This window comes from Paenibacillus hubeiensis, assembly GCF_032334105.1.
GTDB classification, from domain to species: Bacteria; Bacillota; Bacilli; order Paenibacillales; family Paenibacillaceae; genus Paenibacillus; species Paenibacillus hubeiensis.
In genome coordinates this window covers 107,747-130,271 of the sequence record NZ_JAVYAE020000008.1, presented here as the reverse complement: position 1 = coordinate 130,271, position 22,525 = coordinate 107,747, and the positions used below count along the sequence as shown (strand labels likewise).

General features: G+C 53.5%; 26 protein-coding genes. 24 read left to right on the top strand and 2 right to left on the bottom strand.

Annotation, left to right across the window (positions count from 1 at the left end; all coding sequences use genetic code 11):
- Nucleotides 1-59: 59 nt before the first annotated feature.
- The gene (locus tag RSX24_RS20140; protein ID WP_343261636.1) at nt 60-458 is read left to right on the top strand and encodes a DUF3024 domain-containing protein; all 399 of its coding nucleotides are present in this window, start codon (nt 60-62) and stop codon (nt 456-458) included.
- A complete protein-coding gene (locus RSX24_RS20135; protein ID WP_343261689.1) occupies nt 415-675 on the top strand; it encodes a hypothetical protein in 261 nt (86 codons plus the stop codon). The genes RSX24_RS20140 and RSX24_RS20135 overlap by 44 nt, the downstream gene beginning before the upstream one ends.
- A 34-nt stretch (nt 676-709) precedes the next feature.
- Here RSX24_RS20135 and RSX24_RS20130 read toward each other — a convergent pair whose 3' ends face one another.
- Nucleotides 710-1,771 (bottom strand): helix-turn-helix transcriptional regulator, encoded by a 1,062-nt coding sequence (locus RSX24_RS20130; RefSeq protein WP_343261635.1) that lies wholly within the window; start codon nt 1,769-1,771, stop codon nt 710-712.
- A gap of 276 nt (nt 1,772-2,047) precedes the next feature.
- Here RSX24_RS20130 and modA point away from each other — a divergent pair, with 276 nt between their 5' ends.
- From modA to RSX24_RS20035, 19 genes are all read left to right on the top strand, one after another.
- Nucleotides 2,048-2,920 carry a molybdate ABC transporter substrate-binding protein gene (gene modA / locus RSX24_RS20125; protein WP_343261634.1) on the top strand — a complete coding sequence of 291 codons (873 nt, stop codon included), beginning with the start codon at nt 2,048-2,050 and terminating at the stop codon, nt 2,918-2,920.
- Nucleotides 2,917-3,600 (top strand): molybdate ABC transporter permease subunit, encoded by a 684-nt coding sequence (gene modB, locus RSX24_RS20120; RefSeq protein WP_343261633.1) that lies wholly within the window; start codon nt 2,917-2,919, stop codon nt 3,598-3,600. The genes modA and modB overlap by 4 nt, the downstream gene beginning before the upstream one ends.
- Before the next feature lie 261 nt (nt 3,601-3,861).
- Nucleotides 3,862-4,194, top strand: coding sequence for a hypothetical protein (locus tag RSX24_RS20115; protein ID WP_236414530.1), 333 nt, complete (start codon nt 3,862-3,864; stop codon nt 4,192-4,194).
- A 270-nt stretch (nt 4,195-4,464) separates the two neighbouring features.
- Complete coding sequence (locus tag RSX24_RS20110; RefSeq protein ID WP_343261632.1) at nt 4,465-5,304, top strand: transporter substrate-binding domain-containing protein; 840 nt, start codon at nt 4,465-4,467, stop codon at nt 5,302-5,304.
- A gap of 23 nt (nt 5,305-5,327) precedes the next feature.
- Nucleotides 5,328-6,071 carry an amino acid ABC transporter permease gene (locus RSX24_RS20105; protein WP_343261631.1) on the top strand — a complete coding sequence of 248 codons (744 nt, stop codon included), beginning with the start codon at nt 5,328-5,330 and terminating at the stop codon, nt 6,069-6,071.
- A 4-nt stretch (nt 6,072-6,075) separates the two neighbouring features.
- On the top strand, nt 6,076-6,786 hold the full coding sequence (locus RSX24_RS20100) for an amino acid ABC transporter permease (RefSeq protein WP_236414523.1): 711 nt from the start codon (nt 6,076-6,078) through the stop codon (nt 6,784-6,786).
- Nucleotides 6,783-7,535, top strand: coding sequence for an amino acid ABC transporter ATP-binding protein (locus tag RSX24_RS20095; protein ID WP_236414521.1), 753 nt, complete (start codon nt 6,783-6,785; stop codon nt 7,533-7,535). Before RSX24_RS20100 ends, RSX24_RS20095 begins: the two co-directional genes overlap by 4 nt.
- Before the next feature lie 124 nt (nt 7,536-7,659).
- Nucleotides 7,660-7,950: a nucleoside-diphosphate sugar epimerase gene (locus RSX24_RS20090; protein WP_236414519.1), complete on the top strand. Its 291-nt coding sequence runs from the start codon at nt 7,660-7,662 to the stop codon at nt 7,948-7,950.
- Between the two features lie 24 nt (nt 7,951-7,974).
- Entirely contained in the window at nt 7,975-8,316 is a 342-nt protein-coding gene (locus RSX24_RS20085; RefSeq protein WP_236414517.1) for an alpha-helical endospore appendage domain-containing protein, read from the top strand.
- Nucleotides 8,313-8,612 carry a hypothetical protein gene (locus RSX24_RS20080; RefSeq protein WP_236414515.1) on the top strand — a complete coding sequence of 100 codons (300 nt, stop codon included), beginning with the start codon at nt 8,313-8,315 and terminating at the stop codon, nt 8,610-8,612. Before RSX24_RS20085 ends, RSX24_RS20080 begins: the two co-directional genes overlap by 4 nt.
- A 1-nt stretch (nt 8,613) precedes the next feature.
- The gene (locus RSX24_RS20075) at nt 8,614-8,946 is read left to right on the top strand and encodes a hypothetical protein (protein ID WP_236414513.1); all 333 of its coding nucleotides are present in this window, start codon (nt 8,614-8,616) and stop codon (nt 8,944-8,946) included.
- A 261-nt stretch (nt 8,947-9,207) separates the two neighbouring features.
- Nucleotides 9,208-10,302: a CgeB family protein gene (locus RSX24_RS20070; RefSeq protein WP_236414511.1), complete on the top strand. Its 1,095-nt coding sequence runs from the start codon at nt 9,208-9,210 to the stop codon at nt 10,300-10,302.
- A 47-nt stretch (nt 10,303-10,349) separates the two neighbouring features.
- The gene (locus tag RSX24_RS20065) at nt 10,350-11,489 is read left to right on the top strand and encodes a CgeB family protein (protein ID WP_236414509.1); all 1,140 of its coding nucleotides are present in this window, start codon (nt 10,350-10,352) and stop codon (nt 11,487-11,489) included.
- A gap of 62 nt (nt 11,490-11,551) precedes the next feature.
- Nucleotides 11,552-13,120, top strand: a complete 1,569-nt coding sequence (locus RSX24_RS20060; RefSeq protein ID WP_343261630.1) for a glycosyltransferase family 4 protein — start codon at nt 11,552-11,554, stop codon at nt 13,118-13,120.
- Between the two features lie 38 nt (nt 13,121-13,158).
- Nucleotides 13,159-14,250: a non-hydrolyzing UDP-N-acetylglucosamine 2-epimerase gene (gene wecB / locus RSX24_RS20055; protein WP_236414505.1), complete on the top strand. Its 1,092-nt coding sequence runs from the start codon at nt 13,159-13,161 to the stop codon at nt 14,248-14,250.
- Entirely contained in the window at nt 14,243-15,229 is a 987-nt protein-coding gene (locus RSX24_RS20050; protein ID WP_236414503.1) for a polysaccharide biosynthesis protein, read from the top strand. Before wecB ends, RSX24_RS20050 begins: the two co-directional genes overlap by 8 nt.
- Nucleotides 15,226-16,053: a dTDP-4-dehydrorhamnose reductase family protein gene (locus RSX24_RS20045; protein ID WP_343261629.1), complete on the top strand. Its 828-nt coding sequence runs from the start codon at nt 15,226-15,228 to the stop codon at nt 16,051-16,053. Before RSX24_RS20050 ends, RSX24_RS20045 begins: the two co-directional genes overlap by 4 nt.
- The gene (locus RSX24_RS20040) at nt 16,035-16,976 is read left to right on the top strand and encodes an NAD-dependent epimerase/dehydratase family protein (protein ID WP_343261628.1); all 942 of its coding nucleotides are present in this window, start codon (nt 16,035-16,037) and stop codon (nt 16,974-16,976) included. Before RSX24_RS20045 ends, RSX24_RS20040 begins: the two co-directional genes overlap by 19 nt.
- Nucleotides 16,973-17,689 carry a glycosyltransferase family 2 protein gene (locus RSX24_RS20035; RefSeq protein WP_343261627.1) on the top strand — a complete coding sequence of 239 codons (717 nt, stop codon included), beginning with the start codon at nt 16,973-16,975 and terminating at the stop codon, nt 17,687-17,689. Before RSX24_RS20040 ends, RSX24_RS20035 begins: the two co-directional genes overlap by 4 nt.
- Before the next feature lie 237 nt (nt 17,690-17,926).
- On the opposite strand, the gene RSX24_RS20030 is transcribed toward RSX24_RS20035, so the two are convergent.
- Complete coding sequence (locus RSX24_RS20030) at nt 17,927-18,490, bottom strand: GNAT family N-acetyltransferase (RefSeq protein WP_343261626.1); 564 nt, start codon at nt 18,488-18,490, stop codon at nt 17,927-17,929.
- 324 nt (nt 18,491-18,814) lie between these two features.
- Between RSX24_RS20030 and RSX24_RS20025 the strand changes: the two genes are divergently transcribed.
- The 3 genes from RSX24_RS20025 to RSX24_RS20015 all read left to right on the top strand — a co-directional run bounded on the left by RSX24_RS20025 (nt 18,815) and on the right by RSX24_RS20015 (nt 22,522).
- Nucleotides 18,815-20,299 (top strand): DHA2 family efflux MFS transporter permease subunit, encoded by a 1,485-nt coding sequence (locus RSX24_RS20025; protein WP_343261625.1) that lies wholly within the window; start codon nt 18,815-18,817, stop codon nt 20,297-20,299.
- 379 nt (nt 20,300-20,678) lie between these two features.
- A complete protein-coding gene (locus tag RSX24_RS20020) occupies nt 20,679-21,809 on the top strand; it encodes an ABC transporter ATP-binding protein (protein ID WP_236414496.1) in 1,131 nt (376 codons plus the stop codon).
- Entirely contained in the window at nt 21,806-22,522 is a 717-nt protein-coding gene (locus RSX24_RS20015) for an ABC transporter permease subunit (RefSeq protein ID WP_343261624.1), read from the top strand. The genes RSX24_RS20020 and RSX24_RS20015 overlap by 4 nt, the downstream gene beginning before the upstream one ends.
- Nucleotides 22,523-22,525 lie beyond the last annotated feature (3 nt).

Here is a 22,525-nt window from a genome sequence, read left to right as displayed (position 1 = left end):
TGTTAAAGCCTGTTCATGTATGAAACGGGCAGCGAGGAACGTGCGATGAGATGAAGCATATGTTGCAACCTAAAAACGATCATGAATCGTTAAAATTTGGACTGCTGCGGGAGATGAGACCAAACGTGGATGACTTCACCCTCTACAATATCCAGGCACTATTGAACGGGTACATTGACGCCAAAATTCCCGCATCGCTTCGAACGATGGTCAAGCTGACATACGAGCTCAACAATGACGAATTGATTCTGACGGAAGAACGTCCCGTAGACAGGCAGACCCCTTGGGAGAAACAGCATATTGCACGCTTTTGTTGGGAATCGGAGCAGTGGAAGGTGTATGCGCCTGCGGAAGGCGGGTGCACATGGCATACGGTAGATGGAATTGGACCCCAAGCCTGCTTCGAGGATTTGCTTGAACAAGTGGAGCGGGATGAAGCAGGCCTGTTTTGGCGATAACAATAGAGCCCTGCGAATTTGCAATGACGGCGGGAAGACGCTGGATGGCGACAAATGTTACGACATCATGATGCCCGCAAAGAAGAAAACGCCGCGCAGCGAGAAGCTGCAGCGGCGTTTTTTGCATGTTTGGAGGCGAGCAGGGGACCAAACTTCCAGACGGACGGTTCTTGCTCCAATCATCCGAGCCATAGTATGGGTTCGAGATGAAGCATAAGAAAGATCACGTGGCTTCCGTTTGCCTCGCCGCCCTATGCTTCAAATAAAATTTCGCCGGTCCGGGAGACGTCGTAACCTTCAAAGGCCTGAAGTTCCTGCCTGAATTCCGGGGACTGCAGGATGCGGAGCACCGATTCCGTCCAGGCTTCGTTACCTTTCGTGTTGAGCATGACGAGATCGTATCGTTCCCGCACCAATGGGACGAAGTCGACCCCGCTTACGATCCGCGCAGCCTTCTCGATGCCGACTCCGACATCGGCTTCGCCGGAGCTTACTTTGGCCGCTACGCCCATATGGCTGGTTTCTTCCTGGTCGTAGCCCCAGAGGTTGGAGGCGGGGATGCCGTGCAAACGAAGCTGCTCATCGAGCAGAACCCTGGCCCCGGAGCCTTTTTCCCGGTTAGCGAGCCTGAGCCCCTGCTGTTCAAGGTCTGTCCAGTTCCGGAGCCCTCGGGGATTGCCGCGCTGCACGTACAAGCCGGCAGGCCGTGACAACAGGTTTACCACGACGTAAGACCTGCCGGTCAAAATTTTGCGGATATAAGGCAAGTTGTACTCCCCCGTATCTCCGTCGAGCAAATGGGTGCTGACCAGATCGGATTCTCCCCGATACATCGAGACGAGACCGTCCAGACTGCCCATAAAGGAGCGCAAGGGACGAAGGTTTCCGGTGTGTTTCTCCATATGCCGCATGAGAATGTCCAAGCTAACGTCCTGTCCTGTTATGACAAGATGCCTTGCCGCTCCCGCCCCGGGCAAATGACCCTGCTCCGGGCGGGAAGGGGCAAGTGGCGCCGAAAACGCTAAGTCCCCGGATGCCGCCGCCGCAGGATGGGCAGCAATCTCGGCATGTTCGTGAATGAGCCTCGAAGCGGACGGGGCTGCAGCTCCGGTGTCCTGTCCCCGTTGCCCCGGAGATTGCAGCTGTTTGGCGCGACGTTTATAGGCTTCCAGGTCCGTGGCATCGACACGCATCTGTTTGCCGACGCGGTAGGCGACCAGTTCCCCTTTTTTAATCAGATCGTATACGGTCAATTTGGATATTTTCAACAGCTTGGAGATTTCCTCCGTGGTATAGGACTGCTCCTCTGTCATGGTGAAGCGCCTCCTTCAAAAAGGTACATGTATGTCATCTATGGTTCGTTGCTGCGATTCCGCTTCCGGTTGGGGCGTGTTCAATTTACCGTGCCTCTTGTACTATACCATTCCTGCCGGGCGCGATAAACCAAAAGGGGCGCAGCGAGCCATAAAGAAAGCCAAAAATAGGGCAAGTGTGTTTTATGTCACCTTTTCATTTGATCGATCTTATGTATAATGAATTATAATTAATTATAACTAGTTATAACGAAACATAACATTGGGGGAGACCGAATGAAAAAGAAATTGGGTTACATACTGGGAAGCATGACATTGGGACTGGCGTTGGTGCTGAGCGGCTGCGGAGCAAACAGCAATGCTGCAGAATCGGCCACCACGGGTGACCAAGCGGCTTCGACGACGGCAACGACTGGCGATAACGCTTCTGCAGGCAGTACGGAGCCTCAGGAAAAAGTAACATTGACCATCTCGGCGGCGGCAAGTCTTACGGATGCCATGGGCGAGATTGAAAAAGGATTTGAGAGCGAAAATCCAAACATCGATTTAAGCTTTAATTTCGGAGCATCCGGAGCGCTGCAGCAGCAAATTGAACAAGGAGCGCCGGCCGATGTGTTCGTGTCCGCTGCGACCAAAAACATGAACGCACTGGTCGATGAACAGCTGATCGCTTCGGCAGACCAGAAAAACCTGCTGCAAAACGCACTCGTTGCCATCGTGCCCGCAGATAGCCAAAACAACATCGCGAGCGAAAAGGATCTGACATCTGATGCGATCCGTACCGTAGCCATCGGCATTCCGGAAAGCGTGCCTGCGGGTACATATGCCAAGGAAGCCCTGATTTACTCCAAACTGTGGGACCAGTTGGAAAGCAAGCTGGTGCAGGGCAAGGATGTTAGACAGGTGCTGCAATATGTGGAGACAGGCAATGCCGATGCAGGCTTCGTGTACAAAACGGATGCTTTGACATCCGACCAGGTAAAGATTGCCTTTGAAGTGGACAAGGCCAGCTATACGCCAGCCAACTACCCGGCAGGTATTATCACAGCTACGAAGCATCGTGCGGAAGCCGAAAAATTCTATGCCTATTTGCAAACGCCCGAGGTGCTGGACGTGTTCACCAAATACGGTTTCTCCATCGCGGAATGAGCGGAACGACCATCGATTGGGGGGCATTCTGGCCTCCCGTTCGCTTATCGTTGCAGGTCGCGTTATTATCCAGCATCGTTGCAGCCGTTGTAGGCGTTGCCGTAGCCTGGTTCATGTCCCGCCGTTCGTTTCGGGGCAAAGTGTTGCTGGAGACGGCATTTATGCTCCCTTTGGTGCTGCCGCCAACGGTCGTCGGATTTTTGCTGCTGGTGCTGCTCGGACGCAAAAGCTTGCTCGGACGATGGATTGAAGCGATTTTCTCCGCTCCGGTCATTTTTACCTGGTGGGCTGCGGTCATCGCCTCGGTTGTGGTGGCTTTTCCTTTGGTCTATCAGACGATGAAGTCCGGTTTTGCGGGCATCGACCGCGATCTGGAGGATGCCGGGAGATCTATCGGTGCGAACGAGTGGCAAGTATTTCGATATATCTCGTTGCCACTCGCCGGGAGGGCGCTCATGACGGCCTTTATCCTGGGCTTTGCCCGGGCGCTTGGGGAGTTCGGAGCTACGTTAATGATTGCGGGAAACATTCCGGGCAAAACGCAAACGGTGCCTACCGCGATCTATGTAGCTGTGGATTCGGGAAATCAGCCCATGGCCTGGGCCTGGACGGGAGCCGTCATCGTCATTTCGTTTTTGATGCTGTTATGTACGAGGCAATCTCATCGAGACGGCTCTTGAACTGTGCAGACAGGTCTGAAAGGGTACGTTGCATCGAATCCAGAATAACCCGCGCAAGGATATGTCCTTGAGGCGGGTTATATGTTCATTGAAGGCTTCTATGCATCCGGCAAGCCCGCGATCCAATTGTGGCAAATCACCATCTGATTAAACAAAAAATTTACAACTTTTCTTCTGCAAACTATCGCCTAAACGAACCTTCATCCTGTAAAATAGAAGAGACTGACTCCAACCAAAGCACTGAACTAAGGAGAGACGACTATGAGAACGAAACCTGATTGCGGCGTATCATTGCAAATCGACGACTATCTGGATCTTTTGCATTTTGCCATCCAAATTCAGGATCAGGAATGGCAGCAGTCCCTTATCCATCAGCTCAAAATTTTTCAGCCCGGGGTGGAGCGGCAGGAATCGCCTGAAGATGAATTATGGACGAGATTTACGACAATCAACAGTCGACTGACTGGGTTGCTGGGCCAGCTCCCAGTGGCTCAATCGAATGATGAGCGGGAGAAATGGGAGGAACGGATCGGACTGCTGCAGGTGCAGCGGGAAGAGATCGCCCGCAAAATCAAATGGGCCAGTCGCAGATAGCATAGCATCATGAATGAAAGAAGCCGTTTCCCGGACGAGTCCAAGGGGAGCGGCTTTTTTGGCGAGGGGCCACCGCCAGGAATAGAGAAATTCTATAACGATATCAACATCTCCTATTGCCTGGCATATTGCCTGGACATGGGCGCGATGATATTCTTGGTTCAATCTAATTCCGACTATACAAGTAAGAATGGTTGTTAATATAAATCGGAAGAGGGGAATGGGAGGACACATCATATTTGGCGCCAAAGCCATTGGAGGAGATCGGGAATGGGTAAGCAAAAGGGGATCAAAAAGATGCGGACAGCGATGCTGTTCATCACCATGCTGGCGGTGCTTGCAGGCTGCAGTGCCGGAGGGGGAGCGGATGAGGCCAGCTCTGGGACAAATTCCAGTCAGGGCACGGTAAAGAAAATTATCGTCGGGACCGGCACGCAGTTTCCCAACGTTTGCTTCATTGACGAAAACGGCAAGCTGACGGGTTATGACGTGGAATTGATTCGCGAAATCGACAAACGTTTGCCGGAATACGAATTCGAATTCAGCACGATGGAGTTCAAAAACCTGCTGCTCAGTCTCGAAACGAAAAAAATAGACGTCATCGCCCATCAGATGGAAGTGAATGAGGAAAGACAGGCCAAGTTCTTGTTCAATGACGAAGCATATAACATTTTCCCTAATAAAGTGGTCGTGAGCGAGAAAAACCAGGACGTCAAATCCATCGACGACCTGAAAGGCAAAAAATTGATCGTAGGCGCCACAAGCAATGCGGCGGTATTGGCTGAAAAGTGGAATGCGGAGCACGACAACGCCATCGACATCGTTTACTCCGGTGCCGGTGAAGACACAATAACCCAGATCAAAACAGGCCGGGTGGACGCAACGATCAGCACGCCGTTTGCCATCGATTATCAGAACAAGGCCGTGGATGCGCAATTGAAAACGGTGGGGGATACCCTATCCAATTCCAAGGTGTATTTCATCCTGAACAAGGATGAGGTAGAACTGAAGAGCAAAATCGACGAAGCGCTCAAATCTATTAAAGAGGATGGCACGTTGAGCAAGCTAAGCACCGAATGGCTTGGCGCGGATTATACGGTTGAGGAGTAGACCTAAAGGAGCGTAGGGAAGACATGGGAAAATCGTTCGATCTGTCGCTTGTTCTGGACTTTGTGCCGGAACTGCTGCGATATTTGCATATTACGCTCATCGTGCTCGGCGGCTCCATCGTGCTAGGATTGATCGGTGGACTGCTGCTGGCTGTCCCCAGGCTGTATCGGGTTCCGGTGCTGAGCCAGCTGGCCACCCTATATGTCTCTTTTATGCGGGGCACGCCGATTCTGATCAAGCTGTTTCTGGTGTACTATGGCTTGCCGGAACTGTTGAAGCCGCTAGGCATTGACCTTTCGCGGGCAGATCCGCTGCTGTTCGTCATCGTGACTTATGCGCTGAGCGAAGCGGCATCCTTTGCGGAGATTTTCCGCGGCGCGGTGCGCAGCGTGGACAAAGGACAGACCGAGGCAGCCTATGCTGCGGGCATGACGGCATTTCAATCTTTTCGCCGGATCGTAGTACCGCAGGCGTTGGTCGTCGCTTTTCCCAACATGGCCAATACGCTGATCGGTTCGCTCAAGGATACATCGCTGGCTTTTTCCATCGGCGTCATGGATATGGTGGGCAGAGGCCAAACGCTGATTTCGGCAACCTCCCACGCGTTGGAGGTTTACATCAGCCTGTCGATCATTTATTACATCATCGTCATTGTGCTGGAAAAAGGCTTCGCGCGCACGGAACGCAGGTTGCAGCGCCATGAGCGCAAAAACGAAGCGGGCCTGCCGCCAGCCAGCGCCAAATGGCTGAAACGGATTGCGGGGTGAACCTATGTCGATTGATTTCCATTTTATATTCACGTCTTTTTTCCAGATCCTGAAGGCATTGCCGCTGACGCTTGTCATTACGATTGTTCCGCTCATCGCCGGTTTGGGCATCGGGCTCGCCACCGCGCTGATCCGTATCTACCGGGTGCGATGGATTCATCGGGCGGCCGGGTTCTATGTATCGTTCTTCCGCGGCACGCCGATGCTGATGCATTTGTTTCTCATTTATTACGGCATCCCGATGATTATCGACAAATTGTCGGAGCGTTACGGCTGGGGGTTTCATTCGGCATCGATTCCGATTCTAGTTTTCGTGCTGCTGGCCTTCTCTCTCACGGCGGGAGCTTACATGTCCGAAATTATCCGCTCCGGCATTCTTGCGGTGGACCCGGGACAGATGGAGGCGGCACGCGCCGTAGGAATGACCACGCTCCAGGCATTGCGGAGGATCATTATTCCGCAGGCTATCGGGGCAGTGCTGCCGAATCTGTGCAGCATGTTTGTCGGTTTTTTGCACGGCTCGACGCTGGCCTTTACCGTATCCCAGATGGATATTTTGGGCAAGGCGGACGTCGTGGCCTCGGTCAGCCTGAAGTTTCTGGAGGCCTTTATCGCCGCGGCTTTCATTTACTGGGGATTGACCATCATTGCCGAGCGGATCACAGCGCTGCTTGAGCGCAGGGTTGCAAGGTACAGCAAAGGAGGGGTCTCATGATTACGTTGACCAACATACGCAAATCGTTTGCCAAACAGGAGGTACTGAAAGGCATAGACCTCACCGTGGAGCAAGGGGACGTCGTGGCGATTCTCGGCCCGAGCGGTTCAGGCAAAACCACGCTGCTGCGGTGCGTCAATTTTTTGGAACGGGCAGATGAGGGGCAAGTCGATATCAGCGGATTAACCGTCGATTGCAAACATGCAAAAAAGCAGGATATATTGCAGCTTCGGCGCAAGACGGCAATGGTGTTTCAGCATTATAACCTGTTCAAACACAAAACGGTGCTGGAGAACGTGACGGAAGGACTCATCGTGGCCCAAAGGGTCCCTAAAGAGGAGGCTCGCCAGCGTGCCCTTCGCGTCCTGGATCAGGTGGGCTTATCGGACAAAATCGCATCCTATCCCAGCATGCTTTCGGGTGGACAGCAGCAGCGGGTGGGTATTGCCCGGGCGCTGGCGCTCAATCCGGAAGTCATCCTGTTCGACGAGCCGACATCCGCCCTCGATCCGGAGTTGGTAGGCGAGGTGTTGTCCGTCATCCGCTCCATTGCCCAGGAAGGGATCACAATGATTGTGGTTACGCATGAGATGGGTTTTGCCCGCGAGGTGGCGAATCACGTCGTTTTCATGGATGGAGGCAGCATTGTCGAAGAAGGCGCGCCCGAGGAAATTTTTGTGAGGCCCAAGCAGGAACGAACTCGCCAGTTCCTCAGCCGGTATTCGCCGGATTGGAGTTATGTGATTTGACGATATATAGGCGCAAGCTGGAGTAACTGACGATCCCGGCCCGGCATATGCTGTAGCAGGCAAATGCTGATAGGCCGGGTTTTTCGTATGGATTGAACAGGCCGCATCGGTTAGGAGGAGAACCATGCAGAGCAAGATCGATGAAATATTCTCGCACATTGCACAATCCCACCAACAGCTTGCACGCGTGCTGGACGCCAAGCGCCAAGTCGCTGTGCGCATGGCTGAAATCATCAATCATTTGCCGGATATCGAGCCGGAGCTCGATGGCGTTGAGGGTCTGTTGGGCAGCTCGGGAAACATCAACAAAAGCATCATCTCCTACTTGGGAGGCTTGGCGGATCTGGAGGAGGCGGTAGCCGAAACATTGACCCAGGTTATGCGTGAAATGGCGGATCAAGAAGAAGAAGAATAGGGCCCGGAAGGCGGGTGAAGGGGCATGAGCAAAGAGAAGAGCTTGATTCAGATGTTGGATGCGGCAGCGAAGATGCAGTGGAATATTGCGCTTATTCTGGAGGCCAAGGCGATCGAGGCCGAAAAGGTGAGGACATGGATGTTGAATCATCTGAACGGCGACACGTTTCTGACCCACGGTGATCAGGTGGCAGAGCCGCTCAAAGTACATGATCAGCTCATTGAAGTGCTGGAAGGCTTAACACGGATGGAGACCGGCCTGTGCAACAACCTGAAAGCACTGATGGTCAAGGATGAGAATGAGCAAGAAGGCGGCATGGACGGAGGCATGTTTGGCGGTATGGACATGGGGGACATGGGAAAATGAATCTGTTGAGGCGTGAACAGGAAGTCAAGCTGGCTCTCATTGAATCCATTGCGCACAGCCAGGAGGCGTTAGCCCGTATTCTGGACAGCGTAGCCAGCGTATCCGCCATTTCGGAGCTGTCCGCTCGCAGTATTGCCGAGAATATTCGTTTGCTGAGCCGGTATCAGGAAGAAATGTCCTGTATGGTGACGGGAATCAGGCTGGCCCGCATTCAGCAGGGAGAGCCAAGCGTGCCGTGGCTCAAAGAACCCGGATATGCAGTACGCATCGTTCCGGGCATACAGGAGGAATGTTGAGATGTTGAAGAAGAAAAAAGTAGGGTTGAAAAAAAGAGCGCTCGTAGCTCGCGGTGCTCGTCTGCGCAAAGTTCGCAAGCCGCGAGCCGCCAAAAGCAAACCCGTGCTTCGCAAACGCACGCTTCGGGGACGCAAAGCGTGGCTTAGAAAAAAGAAACGTACGGCCGTACGGCGCCAAGATCCCGTACAATCGGTCGCGCCGGCTACGCCCACCGATCCCAATCCGGACAATGCGTACGGCCAGGGATACAACGAAGCGTACAACGAGGGATTCAACGCGGGTTTCGCGAAGGGATTCGAGGACGGACATCAACTGGCGTACAAGGCGCAGTAGCAGACTAATGGAGTCATTTTCCAGACCGTCTCATTCATCCGGACCAGCGACATGATGTTGCCCGGCGGGATATTTCCCCCGGGTTTTTTTGCGTCCCCGCAGGAGCGGACATGCCCGTACAGGCTATTGGCTCGGGCATGCGCCAATTTTGCGCTTAGCAGGACAGCCGTCCATGATGCATCTGACCCTAGGGCATATCCTTTAGAGGGAAGATCAAATCTCGGGGAGAATCCAATTCGGGTTCTCCTGCAGGAAGTCAGGGTGAAGGATGTGACAAAAAAAAGGCACCGGCCATTGACGGAATCGGAAGCGGCATATCGCTGCGGATACGCGGAAGGCCGCAGATTCGGTGGTTGTCAGGCCGTGATGGCAAGAGTGGAGGGGTTCAAGCCGCCATTGCGCGATATAAAGGTGCTTTACATTCCTCAGGGGTTCGATGCCATCGATGCTGGCGTCATTGGAGCATTGAAGCAATCGGTACGCGAATGCATCGTCGGTTCCCCTGCAGCGATGCTGCAGGAAGCGGCTCAGCATAGGCCGGATGTTGTGTTGGTCATGAATGGGTTGCATGTATTTCCTGCGGACCACCTGGAGCAGGTAAACGGCATACGTGGGTTGGGGATCAAAACGGCGGTGTGGTTTGTGGATGATCCTTATTTTACCGAGGACACGCTGGAAATTTGCCGTCATTACGACGTGGTATTCACCCATGAGGAAGCGACGGTCGCTTTTTATCATCAACACGGAGCCAGTCGGGTCATCTATCTTCCGCTTGCGGTTAATCCGGAAATGTTTCAGCCGCGGAGGGCCGAGCCTCAGCACCAGTATGACGTGTGTTTTATTGGAACGGGCTTCTGGAACCGAATCGCACTGTTCGACGAGTTGGCTCCTTTTCTTGCCGGAAAAAAGGTATTCATCGCAGGAGGTCTGTGGAATCGCCTGAAGCGCTCGGATCTGTTGGGACGTTTTCTGCATGAAGGTTGGATCGATCCCAACGCGACGGTGGATTATTACAATGGAGCCAAAATCGTTATCAATGTTCATCGCACGGATAAGTCCGGGGAGGACAATCGCAATGTGCACCAGATCGAAGGCCGGTCCATCAACCCGCGCACCTATGAAATCAGCGCGTGTGGAACGATGCAAATTACGGACCTGCGCGCCGATCTCCCGCTATATTACCGGCCAGGATACGATATCGAAACTTTCGCTTCCGCGTCCGAACTTCGGTACAAGATCCAATACTACCTCGAGAACGAGGATAAGCGCCTGGCTATAGCGATGCGCGGACTGATCACCACGATGAGTCGCCATACTTTTGCGAGACGCATGTCTCAGCTTCTGGAACATCTGTAGGTTCTTATTCAGGGATCGGAATGATCCCCATACAAAGGAGTGGCAATATGCCTATCAAACACCGTAAACACAGACAGTCTCATGTCCCGGTGCTCGGTTTGGCTGACCAGGCACGCAAAAACGGGCAGCGTGCCGGATACGAAGCTGGCAAGGAGGAAGGCTATCTGCGCGGACGCGCAAACTATATTGTCAATTGTGCTAAGGAGCCGCTTCCTTTTCGCCCCGTGCATATCATGTATATTTCATCGGGCAAAGGCTTCCCGTATTCCCCATTGGATGAAGCGATCGCCGCAACCTTGCAGAGTATGGTGGCTAAAGTCACTTTATCCGATCCGCGTCAACCCATTGCCGAAACTGCATTGGCGACCCGTCCGAACCTTGTGCTTGCCCTGGACGGCATGGACCTGCCGCTGGACCAAATCGATGCCATCCGTCAGGCAGGCATACCGACAGCCATCTGGTTGACCGACGATCCTTATTACACCGACATGACGCTGGAAGTATCGAAGCATTTCGATCATGTCTTTACATTAGAACTAAATTGCGTGGAGCTTTACCGTCAGAACGGTTGCGCTTCGGTGCATTACCTGCCATTTGCGGCTTATACGTCGCATTACTTTCCGATTACTACCCCGTCCCCGCTGAAACGCGACGTAAGCTTCATTGGCTCGGCCTATTGGAACCGGGTGTATTTCTTCAATCCGATCATGGCCCAATTAATGTCCCACAACACGGTATTCAACGGGATTTGGTGGGATCGCCTGCCCGGCTACGAGGCTTACGGCGAAAAAATAGAGCTTGGCCGCTGGATGAATCCCCAGGAAACCAACGACGTATACAACGGCACCAAACTCGTCATTAACCTGCACCGTTCGCATGAAGACGATTCGGTCAACAACAACCATTTGCGGATACCTCCGGCCTCGCCGAACCCAAGAACGTTCGAAATTGCGGCGTGTGCGACGCTCCAACTCACGGATGCACGCGATGACTTAACGAGATTTTACCAGCCGGGAGTGGAGATCGAAACGTATGCCTCTCCGCAGGAATTGATCGAAAAGGTCGAATATTATCTGACCCACGAGAAGGAGCGCCGAGAGATCGCGCTGCGCGGGCTCGAACGGACCTTGAAAGATCACACGTACGGCAAACGGATCAATGAATTGCTGTCCGTCGTCTTCTCTTAAATTCAGGTTAGAGGAGGTGTGCATAGGGCTCTGCATGCCGACATGCACGGGCCCGTGCGGCCATGGAGACTAGACCGAAATTGATGTTGTTCTCCCATGTATGCAATACCCGCAGCATTACGGGAGCGGAAAAGCTCCTGCTTCATTTCATGAGGGAGATGGGCACCATTTTCGACTGCGTGCTGGTCGTTCCCCGTGAAGGAAAGCTTGCCGGGCTTGCCCAAAGATCGGGGATCCGGGTCAAGGTCTGCGAGTTCCCGCTGTTATATGGCGTTTATACGCCATATAGGGGCATTGGGGACGATGCTGAACAACTGCGCCATAAACCTGAATTCCAGGCCGTGGTTTCCCTGATCAGGGAAACCGGCCCTGATCTCGTCCTGACCAATACCTGCGTCAACGTCCTGCCTGCAATTGCGGCGAAATCATTGCAAATCCCCGTCATCTGGAAGATCACCGAGATTATGCAGTCCACGGATCATCTGCAGGACGCCATTCGCTTGATCGCCAGCTACTCCGATTGGATCATTACGATCTCCAATGCAGCGGCCTTGCCTTTTCGAGAAGCCGGGATCGAAGACAAACTCACGGTTCTGCCTCCTACGTGGGATTCCTCTCTGCCTGCCCCGGACCGATGGCTGTACTTCAGGGAACGGAAGCGGAAGGAACTCGGCTTCAAATCATCGCATGTCTGCATAGGTTATATATCCTCTTTCATCCATGATGCCAAGGGACTGAAACCTTTCGTGGATATGTGCCTGCGAATCTGCGAAACGCATCCGCGGGCCCGTTTCTGGATCATCGGCACGCCGGCGGACAAAAAGTATTACGATGCATGCATATCGCGGGTCAAAAAATCGGGTTACCAGCGTCGATTCGAGATGACCCCATTCGTGGAAAACGTTTCGATGGCCTATCCTGCCATGGATATTCTGGTCATTCCAAGCATGGTGAAGGAAGGTTTCGGCATGACCGCGCTGGAGGGCATGCACTTTGCCAAACCGGTCATCGCTTTCACGCAGGGCGGGCTGGCTGAACTGATGGAGGGCGTCGGCAGCGGCGAGTTTCTTGCGCCGCCAGGGGACAGCGCGGCGCTCGCGGAGCTGGCCGCCCGTCTGATCGACAATGAGGAATTAGCTTCCGATACGGGGTGGAGAAACCGGGCGGAGGCCGAACGGATGTATGGAAACGATGCATACAGAACCTCGCTGCACGCGATGGTGATCCAGTGGTTGTTGCGTTTTCCCGGATGGTTTCCGTATATTCAGTCGCCCACGGGTCCTGTATATGGATGGGGAGAAGGAGGGCTTCGTACCGTATTGGCATCGGACCGGAATGGAGTGCATGCAAAGCGGTTCCCGCTATCCGTCATCGAGGCCCTGCCCAAATCCCCTCTTCCCCCGCTTGCCATTGAGGGAGGGAGCGGGGTGGTTGATGGCCCGCTCATGTATCCCGCGGCCGTCAAGCGAGGCAAGAAAAGAAGAAAGCGCAGGGAAAGCGGCAACCGTTTGGCCAAACGGAGGATGCTGGGCCGCAAAGCAAGGACCGGAGGCAGAAAAGGGCGGGCGAGCAAAAGGAAGCGGCCGTCGCGAGCCGTAAAAGTTAAAACCCGTAAGCGAAGGCTGGCTTGACAGCCGACATCCATTTTACGACGAAGGCAGGGATAGCGATGAAAATCATGACGGTGCTGGGCACAAGACCGGAGATCATTCGTCTCAGCCTCATCATCTCCAAGCTGGACCAGTATGCAGCCGAACATGTTTTGGTCCATACCGGACAGAATTTCACGGAAAGCCTGAGCGGCCTGTTTTTCAAGGAGTTGGGTCTGCGTGCGCCGGATTACGTGCTTCAGGATGAGGCAGCTTCGCTTGGGAGACAGTTATCCTCAATGTTTACCCAAATGGAGGATATCCTGCGCCAAGAGAAGCCAGACAAGGTGCTGCTCCTCGGCGATACCAACAGCGCGCTTTGCGCCGTGTTGGCAGAACGCATGGGCATTCCCGTCGTTCATATGGAAGCAGGCAACCGCTGCTTCGATCTCGACGTTCCCGAAGAAAAAAATCGCAGGGTGATCGATGCCATATCGACCATCAACATGCCTTATACGGAGCAGAGCAAGAAACATCTCGTCAGGGAAGGCGTGCCGAGCCGCCGCATCGTGCTGACGGGCAATCCGATATATGAAGTGATGCAACATTATGATCGGCAGGTGAGCGCGAGCAATATTCTAAACAAGTTAAAACTCAAACCCGGCCAATACTTTCTGGTTACCGCCCATCGAGCCGAAAACGTGGACCATCCTCCGCATTTGCTGGAGATCATGAAGGGGTTGAACCGCGTAGCCAAAGAACAAGGGCAGCGCATCATTTGCAGCATTCACCCTCGCACGGCCATCCGGATCGCCGAGCATTTGGAATTGGAGATGCATCCCTTGGTGGAATTCCATGAGCCTTTCGGGTTTTTCGACTTTGTCATGCTGGAACGGCACGCCCGGTGCGCGCTGACCGATAGCGGGACGGTGCAGGAAGAATGCTGCATTATGGGCGTGCCAACCGTCACCATGCGCCGCACGACGGAGCGTCCCGAAACCGTGGATTGCGGCAGCAATGTGGTATCCGGACTCGATGCAGACCGCATTGCCGATTGCGTCAAAGTCATGACCGCTCTTCCAGCCGACTGGGAATGTCCCGACGGCTATAAAGCAAAGAATGTATCCGGCATTGTGGTCAAATTTCTGCTTGGGGGGAAATTGAATGTTTGAAAATAAGCGTATACTCGTGACTGGCGGGACCGGATCGTGGGGGTATGAGCTGGTCGCCCAGCTGCTTCCCCAGCGGCCGAAACAAATCGTCGTATACTCCCGCAACGAATCAAGCCAGGTTGCGATGAGCCGCGAATTCGAGGATTCCCGTCTTCATTTCCGGATCGGGGACATTCGCGACAAGGAAGCGATCAGCGCGGCGTGCCAGAACGTGGATTATGTGTTCCACCTCGCAGCCCTCAAACACGTGCCGGTCTGCGAGGACCAGCCATATGAGGCGTTGAAAACGAACGTGATCGGTACGCAAAACGTCATTGAGGCGGCCATTGAAAACCATGTTAAGAAAGTGATCTATATTTCGACAGACAAAGCGGCCAATCCGTCCAACTTTTACGGCATGACCAAGGCGATCGGCGAGAAGCTGATCGTGTATGCCAATCTGCTGAACAGCAATACCAAATTCGTTACGGTCCGCGGCGGCAATGTGCTCGGTACCAACGGCAGCGTGGTGCACCTGTTCAAAAACCAGATTCGCCAAAAGGGCGAGGTGTCCATCACCGACTTGAAAATGACCCGCTTCTTCCTTACCTTGAAGGATGCCATCTCGCTGCTGTTCAAAGCATCCGTGGAGAGCGTGGGCGGCGAAATTTTCGTGATGACGATGCCGACATGCAAAATCGTGGATCTGGCTGAAGTGCTGATCGAGGATTCGGGCGTGGCGGACGTATCGATCGTGGAAAGTGGCACGCGTCCAGGAGAGAAAATCCACGAAATATTGATGAGCGAGTTCGAGAGCATGACCACCGTTGTTTATGACGAGCAGTACTTGGTCATCTTGCCTACGGTCGGCATTCCGGGACTTCGGGAGCATTACAGCCACTGCCGCCCGGTATCCTTCAGCAGCTTCAGTTCGGAGCATCAGTTGATGACGAAGGACGAAATTCGCGATATTCTGAAGCGCGGAGGATTCTTATCATGAAGCTGCTTGTCCTTGGAGGAAACGGCATGGCCGGCCATATGCTGGTCGAATATTTCCGCCGTCAGGGGCGGCACCATCTGTTCTACACGACACGGGATGCAGCAGACCCGGGTGGTTTGCTGCTCGACGTGAACGACAGCTTCATGGTCGACCGGATCGTCGAAGCGGTCCATCCGGACGTCATCATTAATGCGGTGGGCGTGCTGAACAGCTTTGCGGATATAGATAAGATCGCGGCATACCATATCAACGGTTTCCTGCCGCATCGCTTGCGCCGCGTCGCGGATACGATCGGCGCGCGCCTGATCCACATCAGCACGGATTGCGTATTCAGCGGGGACCGGGGAGCCTACCGGGAGGATGACGCCACGGACGGGACGTCCGCCTACGCAATCACCAAAGCGCTTGGAGAAGTGCACGATGCCGGACATCTGACGATCCGGACGTCCATCATCGGACCTGAAATCCGAAAGAGCGGCATTGGCCTCATGCACTGGTTCATGTCGACCAAAGGGGAGGTCGGGGGGTATACCCGTGTCTTCTGGAACGGGGTAACAACGCTCGAACTGGCAAAGTGGGTGGATCATTACCTGGCTTCGCCGGTGAGCGGCCTCATCCATCTCGCACACCCCAAGCCGATCAACAAGCATGACCTGCTTGTACTGTTTCAGAAGACCTGGGACAAACGGGACGTCAACATCGTTCCGGATGACCGGGTGGTGCAGGACCGTACGTTGGTATGCACGCGTGCGGACGTGCAGACGAACTTCCCGGACTATCCTACGATGCTGAAGGAGCTAGCGTTATGGATGGAACGGAGCTGAAAGGCAGGAAAGTGCTCATTACGGGTGCCACCGGTTTCACCGGTCGGCACGCCGTAGCCTATTTTCAATCCATGGGCGCCAGAGTGGCCGCCGTGGTTAGGAAAGCAGGATCGTACTCGTTCGGGGAAGGCGTAGCCGTGCATGTATGCGATTTGAACGACAAAGAACAGGTATGCCGGCTTGTCACCAAAGTGCAGCCGGACGACGTATTGCATCTGGCGGGGAAAAACTCCGTTCCGGACTCCTGGGCCAATCCGATCCTTGCTATAGAAAGCAATGTCATGGCCGCCTTGTATTTGCTCGATGCTCTTCGCAATTTCAAGGCGGCAAGGATCGTGATCGTGGGCTCCCGGCTGAAATATGTTCCAATGCCGGGTTTGCCTCCCCAGCCGTCTCACCCGTACAGTCTAAGCAAAGCGCTGGAGGAGACGGTATCCCTGGCCTGGATGTCCCTGTTCGGTCAACAAATCATGCTTGCCGAACCGGGAAACCTCATTGGCGCAGGACCTTCCACGGGTATATGTTCTCTGCTGGCACGCCATATAGCGGCTTGCGAAATCGCGGGCAAGACGGAAGCTTTCGGACTGTCCGGCAGGGAAAGCACCCGTGACTATCTGGATGTGCGGGATGCCGTACGTGCTTACGCCACCTTGTTGATTAAAGGAACGTCCGGCGTTGTATACCCCGTTGTTTCCGGCAAGGAACGAAGCCTGGGAGAGATCGCAGATGCGCTGTTAGGAATGTCCGACGCTGAAATTCCCGTGCGTTGGGATCATGCCTCTTCCGGTCCGGATGGAGCGGGGGACCAGGAAGGTGCATCGTTGCTCCGGAACCTTGGTTGGAAACCGATGATTTCTTTTTCGCAGTCGCTTCGGGATATTCTAGAGGATGCCCGGTCAGGGCTGGGGAGGTTGAGCAGGTGAATCCCAGGGTTTCGATTATCATCCCTTTTTACAATTGCCCCTATGTGCCTCAGGCGATTCAAAGTGCTTTGAACCAAACCTACAGCGATGTGGAGATTATCGTGGTGAATGACGGCTCCACCGCGCATGCCGAACGGCTCCAGCCCTATCTGCCGCATATCAATGTGCTGGGGAAAAGCAACGGAGGAACGGCATCTGCTCTCAATCACGGCATTCGCCATGCTTCGGGAGAATACGTCGCTTGGCTCAGTTCGGACGATTTCTTATATCCGGACAAAATCCGCCTTCAGGTGGGGTTGATGCGCGAACAGGGGACGTTGATATCACATACCAACTTCCATTATATCAATGGGCAATCGGCGGTAACGCGCATGAACTGCGGGATCGAACCGGTAGACGAAATCGGGCTGCTGCGCCGCTTCGTGGAAAGCAATCCAGTGAATGGGTGCACGGTCATGATCCGTAAAGATTTATTTTCCGCCGTGGGGCTCTTTGATGAGCATTTGCCCTATACGCATGATCTGGACTTATGGCTGCGAATCGTCCTGAACGGATATCGTTTTTCGTATCTGAACGTGCCGCTAACCGCTTATCGATGGCATGAAGGAATGGGATCGCTGCGGCATGCGGAAAAGATCGGAAGAGAAGCTTCCATGGTATGGAACAGATATCGGGGAGCGCTGCTGCATCGTATCGCGGTATTGGGAGGTTAAGCATCTTGGGGATGGCTGACTTAAGGCAGCCTCCCTTTTTTGTTTTCTCGCATTGCGACGGTTCCTGAGCTTACTCCCACACGGCAAAAATCTCGCTGGTTTCTTCGTCACGTGCGCATGCCACCTTCCGATCAGTCTAGCCCCATATTTTAGTTGAGCAGGAAGAAGGATTTCGTTAAAAGGCATTAAACTCCTCCACGTCAGCCGACGCAACGATGCAGGTTTTGCGGCGGTAGATCAGAAGGGCACCTCTTTTCGCGCAGGTTCAGAAGCGGAATCGTAGTTCATTGAAGGCCTCTTTTCATACAAATTGGCGGACCAGTTGTTCATGTCCAATTCCATTCTTCTGACCCATTGGAACCCGTGGCTCCTATAATACTGGTTCAGTCTCGGATTGTCCGCCATGCAATCCAGCCTGGCATAGCGTTTTCCTTTTTGATAGATCTGCGCCTCGGCCGACTGCAAAAGACTGCTTCCGATTCCTCTGGCCCGGTGATTCCTCTCTACCGCGAAGCGATGAATGTACCCCGCATCCGTGGTATCGAGCTCTTGCCATATAACGGGATCGGACCAAGTCAGCACATACGTGCCCACAATTTCGCCTTGAAGTTCGGCCAGATAAACATCAGAGCCGTCATCCATGAAGTCCAACACTTGTTTCAGATTGAAATACTCGGGTCGCCACTGATTTATGCCTTTGGCATTCAGCCACCTGGCAGAGCCCAACCAAAGGGATAATACCGTCTCCGCTTCCTCCGGCGATGCCAGCCGCGTTCGCAGGTGTGCTTGAATCTCTTCCATATCGATCCTCCACCTTCCATCCAATCAATCGTTTGTTGCAAAATACTTCACGCGGTTCGTGACAAGAAAGCAGGCTCTTGAAAGACGTGTGGTCTCAAAATGAATTATAACGCATTTTTCCGATTCCTTGGCCCGTAATATGGAAAATAATTGCAATTTCTCCGGCGATAATAGTGCTGAAATTTTTACATAAAAATACCTTGACAGCAAAGGTATTTTCATTAGAATTAAACCAGTGCTAAAACGAAGGTTTAAAACAAATGTTTTAAAATTATAGGCCAATGAACGGGGGATTTACCCGCAGGCCGGAAAGAGTGTGAACTATTGGAACAGCAAAATCAAGCACGGCAGCACCCGGAGGCATTTTCGATCAAATCGATCCTCCTGCCGCTTCTCTCCATCATTGTCGGCATGATTATGGTCATTCTGGATAGCACAGTCGTTAACGTTGCCATTCCGAACCTGGTCGAATACTTCAAAACGGATCTCCAAACGATCCAATGGACCGTCACGGGGTATACGCTGGCCCTGTCTGCCGTTATTCCGCTGGCGGGGTGGTTAACGGACCGTTTCGGAGCCAAGCGGGTGTTTTTATTCACGATTGCCATGTTTACCTTGGGCTCGGTGTTGTGTTCCATTGCGCAGTCGCCCGAACAACTGATCGTTTTCCGCGTGATTCAGGGCCTCGGCGGAGGCATGGTTGCACCGATCGGTATGGCGATGGTATTTCGTCTGGCCCCGCCCGATAAAAGAGGTTCAATCATGGGCATGCTCGGCATTCCGATGCTGCTTGCGCCTGCGCTTGGGCCGGTATTGTCGGGTTGGTTCATTCAATCCTGGAGCTGGCACTGGATTTTCCTGATCAACCTGCCTATCGGCATTGCCGCTTTCCTGCTGTGCATTCGATTTTTGCCGGACACGGATCGCGGACGCGCGCCGGGTCTAGACCTGCTCGGCATGATTCTCGCGCCGATCGCGTTCTCCATGCTGGCTTACGGTGTCAGCGAAGGAGGTACCGACTGGACGTCCGCTTCCAGCTTAACGGGCATCATCGTTGGCGGCGTTGCCTTGATCTTGTTCGTGATCGTGGAGCTTCGTCGCCAAAATCCGCTGTTGGAGCTCAGGGTATTCGGATCCTCGGACTTCACGCGCGGTATTATTCTGGCTTGGGTTGCGCAAGTTGCGCTATTCGGGTCCATGCTTCTGATTCCGTTGTACTTGCAGCAGATCAAAGGGTATACAGCACTTGAAACCGGGCTTATCCTCTTGCCGCAAGCTTTGGCTTCCGGTGTGGGAATGCCGCTTGGCGGAAGACTGTTCGACAAGGTTGGGGCAAGGCCGCTCGCTTTTGCAGGTCTCGGAATTATATCGGTAGCGCTTTTCATTCTGTCGACGATTACGGCAGATACAGGCCTTGCCTTGATTATTGTTGCGTTGGCTATGATGGGCCTGGGCATGGGCTTCTCGATGATGCCGCTTAACACGCATGTACTGAATGCTGCTCCGCGTCATTTGGTGGCTAGGGTGACTCCGCTTACGGCGGCAGCCCAGCAAGTCGTAGTTTCGTTTGCGGTAGCAGGGTTAACGGGGTTCCTGACGTCGCGCACCGAGATTCATACGACCGGCAGCGCACCCTCGGACATGATGTCGGGAATCATTGCCGGCTTCAACGATACGTTTCTGCTGGCAGCATGCATCGCGCTGTTTGGATGTCTACTGAGCCTGATTTTGCGTAAGCCAAAACAGGATCGCAAGGAAGAGACACAGACAGAAGAACAAGTGGATCCAGCCATGATGATGGGCCATTGAGGCATCGTCGGAGCAAGGCAGTTCGGAGTATTTTCTCCGGACTGCCTTTTTTTGCGGGGAAGTGCAAACGAATCTGGAGAAGATGCTTAGCGCGCCATCATTTCTCGAAAGGATATGGCGTAACGGTCTGACGAGAAGGTTTTGGACATGCGGTTTTATGCGATTCTTGCAAACCCGTTCCGGCAGCTTTTGGTTGTTCATCAGTGAGCAAATGATGTTTGTTCACGTTTTAGACACATTTTTTTAAGCAATCTTTTAAGTAGCACTAAGCTGGGTTTAGGATACAATTCGTAAGATACAGGAGACTTCCCGTGCACACCGTCTGCAGCAATCGATGGCGCACGGGTATTTTAACGGTTAACGGGAAAGGATGAAGCATGTGCTCGAAGTGAAGCAGGTCAGCAAAGTTTATGATGGACGCCGTGGCGTGCATCAACTGAATTTCACCATGGAGCGCGGAGAGATTGTTGGTTTTCTTGGCCCGAACGGTGCCGGAAAAACGACAACGATGCGCATGATCACCGGGTATCTGCATCCCACGGAAGGCTCCATCATGGTCGATGGCATATCCGTGCACGATCACGGACGAAGCATTCGTTCCAAAATCGGCTATTTGCCGGAAACGCCGCCCCTGTATCCAGACATGACGGTTCAGACCTATCTCAAATTTGTTGCCAAGCTGAGGGATGTGCCGGCACGAGAGGTCAAGCTGAGAGTTAGCGAAATGGTCAGCCGCCTCGGTTTGCAGGATCGGGAAAAACAATTGGTACGAGGACTCTCCAAAGGGTACAAGCAGCGTCTTGGCTTGGCCGGGGCCATCATTCACAAACCGGACCTGCTCGTTCTGGATGAGCCAACCTCAGGGCTGGATCCGAACCAAATTATCGAAATCCGTGACCTGATCCGGGAATTGGGCGAGAATCACACGGTGCTTCTCAGCACGCACATTTTGCCTGAGGTTAGCACGCTCTGCAATCGGATGCTGATTATCAATCAGGGCCAACTCGTCATGGATGGATCGCCGCAGCAGTTCAGTTCATCGATGGAGGACCGGTTCAAGGTGTCCATTGAGGTCAAGGCGACCGAGGAAGAGCTGAAGAACGTGCTTCAGCCTTGGGAAAAGGTACAGCATGAAACGGTGCGGGAGCCAGGAGCGGCAGCCGGCCATGGCCATGCGGAAGGAGAAACCGTAAAAATGCTGCTGACCGGGCAATCTCCGGAAGATTTCCGGGAAGAACTGTTCTACCTTTTATCCGGTGCGGGACTGCCCATCCTGGAAATGAAGAAGGAAAATCTCAGTCTGGAACAGGTCTTCCTTAAACTCACGACAACCGAAAGCGGTGGGGAGGGGTCTGAAACAACGGAAGCGAATGCGTTTACATACGCAAATGATGAAAACCCCGAACGGCCTGGGCCTGATATCAAGGATGACCCCTCGGCAGCGGTCGATGAGACCGAGCAACCACCGGGTGCCAAATCCGACGGCGGTACAGGGGAGGGTTCCCGATGAGAAGAATGATGGCGGTATGCAATAAAGAGCTGCAGGCGTACTTTTTGTCGCCCACATCGTATTTTGCTTTTGCCATTTATGTTTTGTTAACGAGTCTTTTGTTCTATTCCAGCTTTGTGTATTACCAGCCGAGCATTGTGGACTACCGCCTGGTTCTTGGCGATACGTTATCGATGCTGCTGTTCGTGGTGCCTCTGTTAACCATGCGGCTTGTCGCCGAGGAGTTCAGGCAGGGAACGGACGAACTGCTGCTTACCTCGCCGGCGCGGGTAACCGAGATTATTTTCGGGAAATATTTGGCCTCGCTCGCGATTTTGCTCGTACTGATCCTATGCAGTCTGGTTTACCCATTCATCATGTCCTTTTTCGGCACGCTGAACCTGACGACGGTGTGGCTGTCTGCATTGGGATTAATTTTCATGGGGGGAAGCATGATGGCCATCGGTCTGTTTGCCTCGACCTTGTCCCAGCATCAGATGGTGTCTGCGGTAGCCGGCTTCATTATTTTGCTCGTTCTGTGGATGCTTGATTCATTCGGGGGCAACACGGGTTCGGCATTGCAGGAATGGCTCGCGCCGTTTGCATTGACCAGCCGCTTCGAGAGCTTTACCAAAGGCGTGTTGAACGGGCCGGACGTTCTCTATTACGTTACGCTCACAGGGGTATTTCTGCTGTTAAGCATTCAAATCGTCGAACGGAAGCGGTGGAGGTGAGAA